Origin of the sequence: Ralstonia sp. 1138 (assembly GCF_040544795.1) — a bacterium.
Classification (GTDB): domain Bacteria; phylum Pseudomonadota; class Gammaproteobacteria; order Burkholderiales; family Burkholderiaceae; genus Ralstonia; species Ralstonia flatus.
Window position 1 is genome coordinate 610,675 of sequence record NZ_JBEPKQ010000002.1, and the last position, 13,358, is coordinate 624,032.

Genomic DNA, 13,358 nt, shown 5'->3' on the forward strand with positions numbered 1-13,358 from the left:
GTCGTCAACCACGCTTGAAACAGGAGGGCGCCATGGAGAAAGGTAAGAAAGAGAAGCATCCGCACGCAGAAAAGCGTGAGGAACTGGTAGAAAAGGCGGTGGAAGACACCTTCCCGGCCAGTGACCCGCCCGCCACGGGTGGCATCACGCGCGTTGTCGAGAAGGACAAGAACGGCAACGCACACCAGGACAAGCGCACCCACAACGGCAATCACCGGTAGCCGTTAGCCGGTACCGCCGCGCCCGCATCGCCTTTGGCATGCGGGCTTTTTTGATGCGTGCGGGCTAGCGGTGCGCGAGGATGTTGACCACGTTGCCGAACGGATCGCGCACGTAAAAGCGGCGTACGCCCCACGGCTCATCGACGAGCGGGTAGACGATCTCCAGGCCCAGCGAGACGGCCCGCGCATGCACGGCGTCCACATCGTCTACCTCTACCGATAGCGCCGGCACCGGCGTACCGTTTCCGCCTTCGCTGGCAATGCTGACCTGCGGCGTCATCGTGTTGGCCGTCTCGGCAAAGGTGACGATCCAGCCGTGGTCCATCACCGCTTCCAGATCGAGCAGTTCGGCATAGAACGCGCGGGCACGTGCCGGATCGGCAGCATGCAGGTTCGGGACGATGCGTCGGACGGCCATGCGGGGCTCCTTTTCGCCTAGGCGGTGCCGGCATTTTAGTCATGGCTGTGACGCCCTGTTGGCATGCGCACGCGGCGCACATCACGTAAAGTGGCGGGCACTCGAACTACAGAGACACGCACGCCATGGAATTCCTGCAATCGCTGCTGGCACCCCGCCTGCAAAACGTCGAAACCTCCGCCATCCGCGAGCTGTTCAAGGTGCTCGGCAAGCCGGGCCTGATCTCGTTTGCCGGCGGTTTTCCGGATGCCGCCTTGTTTGACGTGGAAGGCCTGAAGGCCGCCGCCGACAGCGCCCTCGCCACCGACGCCGCCCGCGCGCTGCAATACGGCGCCACCGAGGGCTTCGAGCCGCTGCGTGAGGCCATCGTCACGCTGATGAAGTCGCGTGCCGCCAACGTCGCCAACACCGACATCCTCGTCACCACTGGTTCGCAGCAAGGGCTGGATCTGCTGGGCAAGGTCCTGATCGGCGAAGGCGATACGGTGCTGACCGAAGCGCCCACCTTCCTCGCCGCCATCCAGGCGTTCAAGCTCTACGGCGCCAAGGTGGCCGGCGTGCCGACCGATGGCGACGGCCTGGATGTCGACGCGCTGGAAAAGGTGCTCGCCACGGGGGCGGCCACAACTCGCCCCAAATTCCTCTACGTGATTCCCAACTTCGGCAACCCGAGCGGCGCGCTGATGAGCCTGGAGCGTCGCAAGCGCCTGCTGGATGTGGCCGTGCGCCACAACCTGCTGATCGTGGAAGACGACCCGTACGGCGATCTGTATTTCGACGCGCCCCCGCCGCCGTCGCTGTACGCACTGTCGCAGCAGACCGACGGCGCGCAGGGGCGTGTGATCTACCTGGGCAGCCTGTCGAAGGTGGTGGCGCCGGGCCTGCGCGTGGGCTGGATGATCGCCTCGCAGCCGGTGCTGGGCAACGCGGTGATGGTCAAGCAGTTTGCCGATGCGCACACCTCCACGTTTGCGCAGGCCACGGCCGCCGCGTACCTGCGCAGCAATCGCCTGGACACGGTGCTGCCGCGCACGCGTGCCGCCTATGCCGAACGCGCTCACGCCATGGCCAACGGCCTGCGTGCGCTGTTGCCCGACACTGAACTGACCTTCAACCGCCCGCGCGGCGGCATGTTCCTGTGGTGCACGTTGCCGGGCCGCAATGCCGGCGATGTGGCCAAGGTGGCCATCGAGCGCGGTGTGGCGTTCGTGCCGGGCGCGGCGTTCTACCCGGTCGACCCGGATCGCTCGACGCTGCGTCTGTCGTACGCCACCTCGTCGCTGGCGCAGGTGGAAGAGGGTGTGCGCAAGCTCGCGCATGCCATCGGCGAGTTCAAGCTGGGCTGACCCCGCTGGCGCAGGCAGCGGTGGCACAGGCACACACCGACGCGCAGCAAGACCCCGCGCTGCTGCGCCGCCTGCTGCGCGCCAAAGACCGCATGGACGCCGCCTCGCACGAGGCATGGCCCGTCAAGCGGCTGGCCGAGGTGAGCGGCGTCTCGGCGGCGCATTTTGCGCGCTCGTTCAAGGAGGCCTTCGGCATTCCGCCGCACCGCTACCTGCTCACGCGCCGCATCGAGCAGGCCACCACGCTGCTGCGCGACACCGACCTGCCCATCATCGAAATCGCCTACGCCACGGGCTGGGAAAGCCTTGGCACCTTCGGCCGCATCTTTCGCGACATCACCGGGCAGAGCCCGAGCGCGCTTCGCCGCGACGCACAGGCCACCGCGCCGCAGCAGCAACTCGACCGCGTGCCCGCCTGTGTGCTGAAGGCGGCGCAGCGGCCCGACCTCGTCACAGCAGTTTCGGAGAAGCGCCGCCAGCTGGCGGCGGGTACAAATCCGTCACCCACCAACAACAAGGAGCGGTGATGAGCCAAGGGATCAATGTCGTCGGGCTGTATGTGGATGATCAGGACGCGGCGCTGGCGTTCTATGTCGACAAGCTGGGGTTTCGCGCGCATACCGATGTGCGCAACGGCCCGTATCGGTGGCTGACGGTGCAGCATCCGGAGCAGCCGTCGTTTCAGCTCGGCCTGTTCCAGCCCGGCCCGCCCATCCACGACGAGGCCACGGCGCAGACGCTGCGCGCCATGGTGGCCAAGGGCGCGATGCCGCCGCTGGTGCTGACCGTTGCCGATTGCCGCGCCACCTACGCCCAATTGCGCGAGCGCGGCGTGGAGTTCACGCAGGAGCCGATCGACCGCTTCGGCAGCGTCGACGCCGGTTTTCGTGACCCGGCCGGCAACGGCTGGAAGATGATCCAGGCCGCCGGAGGTGCCCAGTGAGCGCCCGCCACGCAATCCGCCAGTTTCACCGCTGGGTGTCGATGGCGTTCACGCTCACCGTCATCGCCAACTTTGTCGCCCTGGGGCTGGGCAAGGGTGCGCAGCCGCCGGCGTGGATCACCTACGCGCCGCTGCTGCCGCTGGCGCTGCTGCTGTTCACGGGGCTCTATATGTTCGCGCTGCCGTACCTGGATCGGCGTGGCGCGCGGCGCTCGACCGGCGGGCGGGACACGCCCACCGCGGCGGTCTGAGTGTCGTATGTGAGGCTCTGAGGCGCGATTGCGAGGCTCAGACAGTCGAGCGTGAGTGTCCGAGGCTCGAGCACCAGGCTCAACGCCCGGAGCATGACAGTTCGAGGTCGAAAAAATCGGGCTCAGAGGGCCGAACGCGAGGGGTCAAAGGTCGGACGCCGAGCCTCTGAGGCCCAAGCGTCGACCTCGAAGCCCGGAGCGTGAGTGTTTGAGGTCGAAAATGTCGAGCTCAAAGTGTGGCGCACGAGGGTTTGAGGGTCGAGCGCCGCGGTCCAGGGTCGGAACGCGAGGGTTTGAGGGTCGAACGCCGTGGTTCAGGGTCGGAACGCGAGGGTTTGAGGGTCGACCGCGGCAGTGCAAGCGCGGAGCGCGAGGGTTTGAGGTCCGTGCGTCGCGCTCTGGACCCGGCGCGTCGCGTTCCGCGCTCCGGTGTTCAATGTGCGACCGAGGTGGCTGCAGGTCCATCGGTCAGCGCCGCCTCATGCCGCCCACCCGTCCGCCACAACACCACCGCCACCACATGGCACGCGGCGGCTGCCCAGCCCAGCATGCCAGGGCCGCCATGCGCCAGGGCCAGCGCGCCAACGCTCGACCCCAGCGCGATCCCCACATACACGGCCGACGCATGCAGCGACAGCGTGATCGGCGACACATCGGGCGCGAGGCGGATCAGGCGCGTTGCCTGCGCCGGGCCGAAGCCCCAGCCGGCCATGCCCCACAGCACGACCGCGCCGATGGCGACGGCGCCGGCCACCGTGCCGTGCAGCACCTGCGCCGACAGCGACAGCACGGAGAACGCCAGCACGATGCCCGCGCTGCTGACCGCCAGCACGCGCGCCACGCCGGCGCGGTCGGTCATGTGGCCGCCCAGGCCCGTGCCCAGCGCCGCAAAGCTGCCGACCAGGAACAGCACGATGCCCACGTGCTGCGGCGCGAAGCCCAGTCCCTGCACAAAGAACGGTGCGACGTAGGTGTAGAACGTAAAGCCGCCCGCCGCCCACAGCGTGGACACCGCCAGCGCGCCCAGCATGCCGGGGCGGCGTGCCACGGACAGGCGCTGCGCCAGCGTGGTCACACTGTGCGGCAGCGCACGCGGCAGGCCGAAGGCGAGGCCCGCAGTGGCCAGTGCCGACAGCACACCGCATGCGATGAACGTCGAGCGCCAGTCGCCCTGCGCCGCAATCCACGCGCCCAGCGGCACGCCGAGCGCCACTGCCACCGTGCCGCCACCCGTGATGATGGCCAGCGCCGAGCCGCTGCGCGAGGCGGGCACCAGCGAGGTCGCCACCGCATTGGCCGTCGGCAGGAACACGCCGGCTGCCAGCGCCAGCAGCACGCGCGCCGCCATCAGTTGCCCAAAGCCGTGCGCGGTGGCTGCCAGCAGGTTGCCTGCCGCAAAGATGGCCAGCGCGCCGATCAGCACGCGGCGGCGGTCGACATTGCCGAGCAGCGTCGCCATCACCGGCGAGCCCACGGCATACGTGATGGCAAACACGGTAACGAGCTGCCCCGCCGCCGGCACGCTCACGCCCAGGTCTGCGGCCAGCACCGGCAGCAGGCCGGCGATCATGAAACCTTCAGTGCCGATGGCGAACGCGCCCAGGCACAACCACCACAGCGATGCCGGCATGGTCGGCTCCTCTCAGAAGAAGAATGCGTAGGGAAAGGCGGAGCGCGTGGGCTCCGTGAGGATCAGCGCGCGCCGGAGCTGGCCGTCTGGCCGAACAACACGCTGCGCTCGTCGTCGGAGATGTCTTCGCGGCGGCGCGAGTAGGCGCGTTCCACTCCGGCATAGGCGCGCTGCGTGGCCGGCCGCGCGCCAACCGCTTCGAACCAGCGCTGCAGGTGCGGGAAGTCGTTCAGGTCCTGACCATGCCCGGCGTGCGGGACGATCCACGTATAGGCCGCGATGTCGGCGATCGTGTAGTCGGTGCCGGCAATGTAGGGGCGATCGGCGAGGCGGCGGTTGCACACGCCGTACAGGCGGTTGGTCTCTTTGGTGTAGCGCTCGATGGCGTAGGGCACGCGCTCGGGCGCATAGACGTTGAAGTGGCCGATCTGCCCGGCCATAGGGCCCAGGCCGCCCACCTGCCAGAACAGCCACTTGAGCACTTCCATGCGGCCGTGCAGGTCGGCGGGCATCAGCTGGCCGGTCTTCTCGGCCAGGTAAAGCAGCATGGCGCCCGATTCGAACAGCACCACCGGCTCGGTCCCCTCGGCCGGGTCGTGGTCGACCATGGCCGGGATCTTGTTGTTGGGCGAGATGGCCAGGAACTCGGGCTTGAACTGGTCACCCCGACTGATATCAACGGGGATGACGCGATGCGGCAAGCCGGTTTCGGCAAAGAACAGCGCCATCTTCAGGCCGTTGGGCGTGGCGCAGTAGTAGAGGTCGATCATGGCGGGGCCCTCGTGTTCTGTCATGTTGGTGGACAGAGTAGGCGCGCGAGTGGCCTTTTGTAATGTCCAAAAACTGGAATTTTCAGGTGACCACTCAGTGCCCGTGCGCTTGTGCCGGTTCGGCTGTCTCGCAGGAGCGTGCGTACCCTTCCCACGCCGCCGTGCCGCACAGCACGCCCGTCGCCAGTGCGGATACCGCCAGCGCCGGCCATTCGCCCGCCACCATCCAGGCGCCGCCCAGCGCCACCAGGCCAACCACATGCGCTGGGCGCAACCGGCCGAAGATCGCCCACTTGAACAGCAGGTTGCCCAGCAGGTACAGCGCCGCGCTGCCCAGCACCGCCAGCGCCGTCCCCGCATGGGGGTGGCCCACCGGATGCGCCAGCACGAACTCATCGGCCACGGCCCCGACGATGATGCCCGCCACCAGTACCACGTGGATGTAGGTGTAGGCCAGCCGTGCGAGTCGGCCAGGATCGGCCGAATGCGACATCGTGTGCGCGCCGCGCTCGGCAATCGTGTCGAAGTACAGCCACCACATCGCCAGGCTGCCGACGAACGACATCGCCATCGCCGCGATGTTTTCTGCGGTCCAGTCGAGCCCGGCAAACGTGGAGCCCGTGACCAGCACCGATTCGCCCAGCGCGATGATGATGAACAGCGAGCAGCGCTCGGCCATGTGGCCGCCTTCCACGTTCCAGTCGTTGGTGGTGGAGCGACCCAGGCCCGGCGTGTAGAAACCCATCGAGGGCCCCAGCCATTCGATGGTCAGCGCGATGATCCAACACATCCAGCGCACGGAACCGTCCGACAGGCCGCCCGCCAGCCACAGCACTGCAGAGATGCCGAGCCACGTGGCGATGCGCTGGAAGTTGCGCCGCATGGGCAGCGCCTCGCCGCGCACGGCCCACAGGAAGAACACCGTGCGCCCGAACTGCATGAACACATAGGCGAGCGCAAACGCCAGCCCGCGCGAGCCGAACGCCTGCGGCAGCGATGCCGACAGCAGCAGCCCGCCCGTCATCAGCACGAGCATCAGCATGCGGATGGCGAGCTTGTCCGGGTCGAGCCAGTTCGTCACCCACGACGTGAAGATCCACACCCACCACACCGCCAGCATCAGCAGCAGCGCCTGCGCGCCGCCTTGCAGCGTGAAGTTGCCGATCAGCAGGTGCGAGAGCTGCGTCACCGCAAACACGAACACCAGATCGAAGAACAGCTCGATGTTGGTGACGCGGTGGTGGCCGTGGGCCCCTTCGGGCGATGGGCGGAGATAGCTGCGGGGCATCGGGGGTCCTCGGGGCGGCCTTGGGAAGGGCGATCAGGCCGACTGCATGCCGAGCGTGAGGGTACCTGCGCCCACCATCACCGCACCGCCCGTGTAGCCGAAGCGGCGCTGCGCCGCCACGCTGGTCAGACGCTTGGCGAGCAGCTTGGCGGCCAGCGCGTACATCGACGCGTTGGCGGCGGCCAGGATGACGAAGGTGGGCAGCAGGATCACGCTCTGCGACAGGAAGGTCTGCTCGGCCGACATGAACTGCGGCACGAACGCGACGAAAAAGACGATGCTCTTGGGGTTGAGCGCCGTGACCGTCCAGGCGGACAGGAAGCGGCGGCCGGCGGACTTCTGCTGCACCGGGATGTTGGCCTCGGGTGCATCGTCGCGCAGGCGGCGGGCGCTGAGGATCGACTTGATGCCCAGATAGACGAGGTACGAACCGCCGATGAGCTTGAGCGCCGTGAAGGCCGCCGCCGATGCGGCCAGCAGGGCGCCCGCACCGGCAAGGGACACGGCCATGGCTGTGGTGTCCCCAGCGGCCACGCCGGCAACGGTGCTCCACGCCGAGCGGCCACGGTTGGCCAGCGAATCACCAATCACCAGAAGGATGGTCGGGCCGGGGATGAGCAGGATGATGATGCTGGCGCCGATGAAGGCCAGCCAGGTGTGGAGGGTCATGGGGTGGCTCGCTGTGTTGTTGGGGTGAGGGGAGACAGTTATCCATGAAAAAAATGGGGCGTCAAATGGGGTGGGGGTTTTTTGTTTTTGGTTTTGGGGTTGGTGGTCCACCTTCCTTTCGTTCCCTGCCGGGACCGACTCACTTTTCTTTGTCTTGCCAAAGAAAAGTAAGCAAAAGAAAGGCGCGCCCGAGATGGCGAAAGACTCCTTGAATTTGCGTAACCGGGCGGAGGTGGGGAAAACTCGCTGCGCTCAGACAGTTCCCCACCTTTTTTCCGCCCGCTTACGAAAATTCAAGGCGCCATCAAGGGCTCAACGTCAAAAGAAAAAGGCCAACCCATCGTGTGGTTGGCCTTGCCGTTTGCGCTTGTGCCCAGATGGTGTGGCTTTTGTCTTTTGACTTTCCCTGCCCTAGATGGCGCCTTGAATTTCTGTTGCAGGGAGGAAAAAGAGGGGAGGCTGTCTGAGCGCAGCGAGTTTGCCTCCCCTCCCTCCCTGCGACAGAAATTCAAGGAGTGGGTCGCCATCTCGGGCGCGCCTTTCTTTGCTTACTTTCTTTGGCAAGACAAAGAAAGTGAGTCAGCCCCGGCAGGGGATGAAACAAGGGATGCACCACCAAGGCAAAAAACAACCAAAAAACCTACCCATGCCTCCGCGCCGCCAACCCCACCCCACTCACCAACAAAACCGCAGCCGCCACCTCCAACCCATGCGGCAACCGCCCCTCATAAACAAACCCATACACCAACGCAAACACCGTCTCAAACACAATCAACTGCCCCGACAGCGTCAACGGCAACTTGCGGCTAGCCGCATTCCACAGGCTGTTCCCGAGCACAGACGCCCCCAGCGCCACGCCCATATTCACCAGCCAGAACATCGCCCACGCCGATGCGGGCTGCGCAGAAGCCGTTGCCATGCCGGGCGGCAAAAACGCCGGCACGGCCAGTGCCAGTGACAGCACCCCGGTCGCGACGCCCGTCAACAGCGACCATTCGCGGCTCGAGAACTGTGGTCGCGCGCGCAGGTACCGCGCGTTGCTCACCGCATACACCGTCCAGCACGCCAGCGCGCCCGCTGCCATCAGCAGGCCGATGAAATAGGTTTTGCCGCCGGCATCCGAATGCACGTCGGGCGCATCCAGATAAATGCACACCACACCGGCCACGGCCAAGAGCAGCGGCAGGGCCAGTTGACGCAATGGCAGGCTGCCGCGTTCAGCCGCGCCCGCGAGCGTGACCGTCACCGGCAACAACCCGACGATGAGCGACACCGGCGCCACGCCCGCGCGCTGCACACCCCCCGCCACGCACAGGTAGTAAAGGATGTTGCCCGGCAGCGATAACAGCAGCAGCGCCGCCCAGTCGCGCCGAGTCGTCTTGCGCCATAGCGTGCGCCACACCGGCAGCGCCAGCGCGAGCGAGAGCACGCCGTACAGCACATATCGCGCGGCCGACAGCGCCAGCGGTGAAAACTGCGGCAGCATTTTCGGCGCGACGAAGATGATGCCCCACAGCGCCCCTGCCGCGACGCCGTAGCCGATGCCCGTGAGGTGGTCGCGCCGCACGTCGTGCTGGGCGTGATGAAGATGCGTTGCAGTGGGAGTGTCGCCAACAGCCATGGAGCGCCTGTCCGTAAAGATCAATCGAACCGGCACTCTGCGCGTGCGCGTGGCGCGCGTCTTGGTGAAGACGGCTGCGTTTTGGCAAAAACGGAAATGGGCCGGGCTAGCGGCGCACCGCTGCGGGCGTGATGCCGTGAGCCGCCTTGAGGTGGCGCGTGAGGGCGCTTTGGTCGTAGTAGCCGGTGCGCGCGGCAATCTCGGCGATGGGCAGGGCGGTGGTTTCCAGCAGCGTCAATGCATGCCGCAGCCGCACCTGGGCCAGATGCGCATGCAGCGTGGTGCCGTAGGCGGCACGGAACAGCGTGGCGAGGCGACGCGCACTGACGCCCGCTTCTGCGGCCAGCGCATCGACGGTAAGCGGCTCCGCGTAGCGGTGCTCGATGGCGTGCCAGGCGCGCTCCGCACGCGCATCGGGGCGTGCGCGGATCTGCGTGGATTGATTGGCCGGATGCGCGGCCAGCGTTGCCAGCGCGAGTGACGACCACGCAGTGGCCAGCACCGTGTCGACGATGGGCGCGTCCTGCAGCCAGGTCGTCAGTGCGCGCAGGCCGGGCGTGAGCGGAAAGAACACGCGGTCGGCCAGGCCGCCCAGGCTGGGCGCGTCCACGCTTTGGCCGGGGATGTCGAAGACGATGAAGCGGTTGGCGCCGGTGGCTTCAAACGCATGCGTGGCGCCCGCCGGGATGAGCGCGGCGTGGTGCGTGTCGACACGGCCGCCGCGGCCGTCGACGTCCATCTCGAGGATGCCGCGTGCGGGCATCACGACTTGCATGAAGTCGTGCGAGTGCGGCGGCGCGGCGAGGCCGTAAGTGCGGAAGTCCAGCATGGTGCCGCCGAGAATAGCACCGGCACTCGCCCAAAAAAATACCCGGCCACAGATCGTCTGCGCCGGGTCTCGGAACTTTCACGGAAAGAGGCTCCCGTGAGAAGAGGAACAGGCGCATCGTGCGCCGCTTGCGTGACAGCGGCATGTCAGCTGCGCCTGCGCCCTCATTCCTCCTGGATCGTCACCTTGTTCGGATAGAACGCCAGGTAGCCGGCCACTTCGCGTGCGACGGGCTTGGGCTGTTCGTACGTCCAGACGGCGTTGTCGGCGCGCACATCGCCGGCCACGATCGTGTAGTACGACGCATCGCCCTTGTACGGGCAATGGGTGTGATGCTGCGTGCGCTCCAGCAAGTTCATCTGCACATCGTCGCGCGGGATGTACTGCACCGGCGGGTACGACGCCTCGCGCAGCGTGCGCGCCAGGTGCGTGCTGGCGATGGTGAAGCCGTTGAGCGTCACGGTTACGCGGCGCGGGTTCGACTCGACGGTGATCGGGTGATTCGGATCGATATCGGGCATGCGGCACTCCTGCAGTTGGGCCAGGGAAGACGCTTTCACTGTAGCAAGCGCCGCGCGCGCCTTCCCCTGACTGCCGGTTCGTGCTTACCAGTGCGTTTCCGATTCCGGCGTGGACGAGACGCGGTGGATCGCCAGGTCGGCGCCCATGAATTCGGCCTCGCGGTCCAGCCGCAGCCCGACGAGCTTGCGCAGCGTGCCGTACACCACCGTGCCGCCGATCAGCGCAATGGCGATGCCGCCGGCCGTGCCCGCCACCTGCGCCCAGAACGACACGCCGCCCAAGCCGCCGAGCGCCTTCAAACCGAAGATGCCGGCCGCGATGCCGCCCCAGGCGCCGCACAGGCCGTGCAGCGGCCACACGCCGAGCACGTCGTCGATGCGCCAGACGTTCTGCACGCGCGTAAACATCCACACAAACAGCACGCCTGCGATGCCGCCGACGGCCAGTGCGCCGAGCGGGTGCATCACGTCGGAGCCGGCGCATACGGCCACCAGCCCGGCCAGCGGCCCGTTGTACGAAAAGCCCGGGTCGTTCTTGCCCATCCACCACGCGGTGAGCGTGCCGCCCACCATGGCCATCAGCGAGTTGATGGCGACCAGGCCGCTCATCTTGTCGAGCGTCTGCGCGCTCATCACGTTGAAGCCGAACCAGCCGACCGCGAGCACCCAGGCGCCGGCCGCCAGGAACGGGATGTTCGACGGCGGATGCGCGGCGATGCGGCCGTCGTCCTTGTAGCGGCCGTGGCGCGCGCCCAGCAGCAGCACCGCCGGCAGCGCGATCCAGCCGCCCACCGCGTGCACGACCACCGAGCCGGCAAAGTCGTGGAACTCCGCGCCCGTCACGCTCTGCAGCCAGTGCTGGATGCCGAAGCGCTGGTTCCAGGCGATGCCCTCGAAGAACGGGTAGACAAAGCCCACCAGCACGAAGGTCGCCGCCAGTTGCGGCTCGAAGCGCGAACGCTCTGCAATGCCGCCCGAGATGATGGCCGGGATGGCCGCCGCGAAGGTCAGCAGGAAGAAGAACTTCACCAGCTCGTAGCCGTTCTGCTGGGCGAGCACGTCGGCGCCGGTAAAGAAATTGACCCCGTACGCGATCGAATAGCCGATGAAGAAGTACGCGATGGTCGACACGGCAAAGTCGACCAGGATCTTGACCAGCGCATTGACCTGGTTCTTCTTGCGGACGGTGCCCAGCTCAAGGAACGCGAAGCCGGCATGCATGGCCAGCACCATGATCGCGCCCAGCAGGATGAAGAGCGCGTCGCCCCCGGTTTTGATGGAGTTCATTGCGGTTGTCGTGCGGGTTGAGGGTCAGCGCCATCCGGGTGCAGCGTGTGCCCATAAATGACGCAAAAAGCGCCGACAGATGCAAAAGTTGTTCCAACGGTGTGCAAAAAGATGACATGGCGCACCAGGGCCGTGCGAAAGGCATCGCCTTCGCGTAGCGCGCTGGAAGTAGCCCGAAATCGGTGCGTAATTGCTTTGAATTGGTGCGGTGTGGGAGTGAGATGCGCCGTGGTGGTGCGTACGGCTTGGGCGGCGTTACGGCTTGGCGCCAGACACGCTGAACGATGTCGCCACGCCGTTCCACAGCGGCTCGTACCGCAGCCGCACTGCGCTGGCCTGCTCGGGCGACGTGGCGGGGGACTGCATGTGCAGCATCAGCAGCGCGCCGTCGGTCGGCACCATGAAGACGCGGCCGACCAGCGTGCTGCCGGTGGCGCGCGGGAGATGCGGCCCGGGCGATTCGCCGATGTAGCTGGCCCACACGCCGCTGCGCCCGCCGAACGATTGCGTGCCCCAGCCCAGCAGCCGGCAGGGTCCCGCCACCGCTTGCTTGACGGCATCGCGCATCCAGCGCGGTTCGCGATTGTCGGGCACGGCTTCAAGGTCGCCTTCGGTGGGGCGCACGATCAGTTCCATGCGCGAGAGCCCCGAGCCGCCCTGGTTGGCCCACGCGCCGATCGCCACGCGCGCCGGGTCGGGTTTGCGCGGCGGCGTGGGCGGCACGCGTTCCCACGAGAACGGCAGCCGCAGGTTGACGCTCGCGCCGCGCGCGTTCGGCCAGTCAGACAACGTCACGGCCTGCGTAAAGCGGCTGCTCAGCTCTTCGGCGGGCCGGTCGTCGTAGACCACCGCCAGCAGCGTTTGCAGCGTGGCGCGGTCCTGGCTGCCTTGCGCGCGCGCGACCACGCGTTCGGCCAGCGAGTGGGCGGTTTGCGGCGTCTGCGTGGAAACGCCCACGCTCGGCTGGTGGATGTCGAGTGCGCGCTCGATCAGCAGTTGGCGCTCGTCGTCGGAGAGCGGAATGCCGGCGATCAGGCGGCGTGTGCGGGCCAGTGCCTGCGGGAAGGTGTTGTCGAACTGGGTACGGGCGCGGATCAGCTCTTCACGCTGGCCGGGAAAGCGCTGGATGGCGCGGTCGAGCGCCTGCGATTGCACCGTCAGGAAGCCAAGCACGCTGATCAGCCCCGGGATGGCGCCGGGCGTGTAGTCCCACGCCAGGGCGTGGCCGGACCACGCCAGCAAGGCAATCAGACACCAGCGCATCGTCGCGCGGCTTGGCATTGGAAGTTCCCCCTGTGGCCGGACCCGTTTCCGACCAAAATCCGACTCTAACGATTTGTATCGATTGTGTGCAAGCTGGGTGTTGCACCGAGATCGGACCGTTCCGGTCGTCTGCAATTTGCGCAAACCGGCCCGGGTGGCGACGTGCCTATTTGAGCGGAGGGCTCAACAGGTCATCGCCCGTGCGGCCCGTTGACGACCGCGCCAACCCCGAAAATACTGTCTGTTCGACCCGCCGACCGGCACGCGTCGCCTTGTGCGCCGTACAACACATCCAGCGCCG

15 protein-coding genes are annotated in these 13,358 nt (G+C 66.9%); 5 read left to right on the plus strand and 10 right to left on the minus strand.

The genetic code is table 11. The features are described 5' to 3' along the window. Positions 1-32: 32 nt before the first annotated feature. Positions 33-221 carry a hypothetical protein gene (locus ABIC76_RS10525; RefSeq protein ID WP_147218045.1) on the plus strand — a complete coding sequence of 63 codons (189 nt, stop codon included), beginning with the start codon at positions 33-35 and terminating at the stop codon, positions 219-221. A gap of 64 nt (positions 222-285) precedes the next feature. On the opposite strand, the gene ABIC76_RS10530 is transcribed toward ABIC76_RS10525, so the two are convergent. Further along, positions 286-639, minus strand: coding sequence for a glyoxalase superfamily protein (locus ABIC76_RS10530; protein ID WP_354533919.1), 354 nt, complete (start codon positions 637-639; stop codon positions 286-288). Between the two features lie 125 nt (positions 640-764). Here ABIC76_RS10530 and ABIC76_RS10535 point away from each other — a divergent pair, with 125 nt between their 5' ends. From ABIC76_RS10535 to ABIC76_RS10550, 4 genes are read left to right on the plus strand one after another with little or no spacing between them, the layout of a single operon-like run. After that, complete coding sequence (locus ABIC76_RS10535; RefSeq protein WP_354533920.1) at positions 765-1,985, plus strand: aminotransferase-like domain-containing protein; 1,221 nt, start codon at positions 765-767, stop codon at positions 1,983-1,985. A 20-nt stretch (positions 1,986-2,005) separates the two neighbouring features. Then, the gene (locus tag ABIC76_RS10540; protein WP_354533921.1) at positions 2,006-2,512 is read left to right on the plus strand and encodes a helix-turn-helix domain-containing protein; all 507 of its coding nucleotides are present in this window, start codon (positions 2,006-2,008) and stop codon (positions 2,510-2,512) included. Then, entirely contained in the window at positions 2,512-2,928 is a 417-nt protein-coding gene (locus ABIC76_RS10545; RefSeq protein ID WP_354533922.1) for a VOC family protein, read from the plus strand. The genes ABIC76_RS10540 and ABIC76_RS10545 overlap by 1 nt, the downstream gene beginning before the upstream one ends. Further along, positions 2,925-3,179 (plus strand): hypothetical protein, encoded by a 255-nt coding sequence (locus tag ABIC76_RS10550; protein ID WP_354533923.1) that lies wholly within the window; start codon positions 2,925-2,927, stop codon positions 3,177-3,179. Before ABIC76_RS10545 ends, ABIC76_RS10550 begins: the two co-directional genes overlap by 4 nt. Before the next feature lie 433 nt (positions 3,180-3,612). Here ABIC76_RS10550 and ABIC76_RS10555 read toward each other — a convergent pair whose 3' ends face one another. From ABIC76_RS10555 to ABIC76_RS10595, 9 genes are all read right to left on the minus strand, one after another. After that, the gene (locus tag ABIC76_RS10555) at positions 3,613-4,809 is read right to left on the minus strand and encodes an MFS transporter (RefSeq protein ID WP_354533924.1); all 1,197 of its coding nucleotides are present in this window, start codon (positions 4,807-4,809) and stop codon (positions 3,613-3,615) included. 62 nt (positions 4,810-4,871) lie between these two features. Continuing rightward, on the minus strand, positions 4,872-5,579 hold the full coding sequence (locus ABIC76_RS10560; RefSeq protein ID WP_354533925.1) for a glutathione binding-like protein: 708 nt from the start codon (positions 5,577-5,579) through the stop codon (positions 4,872-4,874). A 94-nt stretch (positions 5,580-5,673) separates the two neighbouring features. Next, positions 5,674-6,867: a low temperature requirement protein A gene (locus ABIC76_RS10565; protein WP_354533926.1), complete on the minus strand. Its 1,194-nt coding sequence runs from the start codon at positions 6,865-6,867 to the stop codon at positions 5,674-5,676. Positions 6,868-6,900: 33 nt separating this feature from the next. After that, positions 6,901-7,536 carry a LysE family translocator gene (locus ABIC76_RS10570; RefSeq protein WP_354533927.1) on the minus strand — a complete coding sequence of 212 codons (636 nt, stop codon included), beginning with the start codon at positions 7,534-7,536 and terminating at the stop codon, positions 6,901-6,903. Between the two features lie 640 nt (positions 7,537-8,176). Further along, entirely contained in the window at positions 8,177-9,157 is a 981-nt protein-coding gene (locus tag ABIC76_RS10575; protein WP_354533928.1) for a DMT family transporter, read from the minus strand. A 106-nt stretch (positions 9,158-9,263) separates the two neighbouring features. Next, positions 9,264-9,986, minus strand: coding sequence for an AraC family transcriptional regulator (locus tag ABIC76_RS10580; protein ID WP_354533929.1), 723 nt, complete (start codon positions 9,984-9,986; stop codon positions 9,264-9,266). 164 nt (positions 9,987-10,150) lie between these two features. Beyond that, positions 10,151-10,507: a DUF427 domain-containing protein gene (locus tag ABIC76_RS10585; protein ID WP_012760922.1), complete on the minus strand. Its 357-nt coding sequence runs from the start codon at positions 10,505-10,507 to the stop codon at positions 10,151-10,153. A gap of 84 nt (positions 10,508-10,591) precedes the next feature. Beyond that, the gene (locus ABIC76_RS10590) at positions 10,592-11,794 is read right to left on the minus strand and encodes an ammonium transporter (protein WP_027678482.1); all 1,203 of its coding nucleotides are present in this window, start codon (positions 11,792-11,794) and stop codon (positions 10,592-10,594) included. Positions 11,795-12,049: 255 nt separating this feature from the next. Next, positions 12,050-13,075, minus strand: coding sequence for a hypothetical protein (locus ABIC76_RS10595; RefSeq protein ID WP_102064317.1), 1,026 nt, complete (start codon positions 13,073-13,075; stop codon positions 12,050-12,052). Positions 13,076-13,358 lie beyond the last annotated feature (283 nt).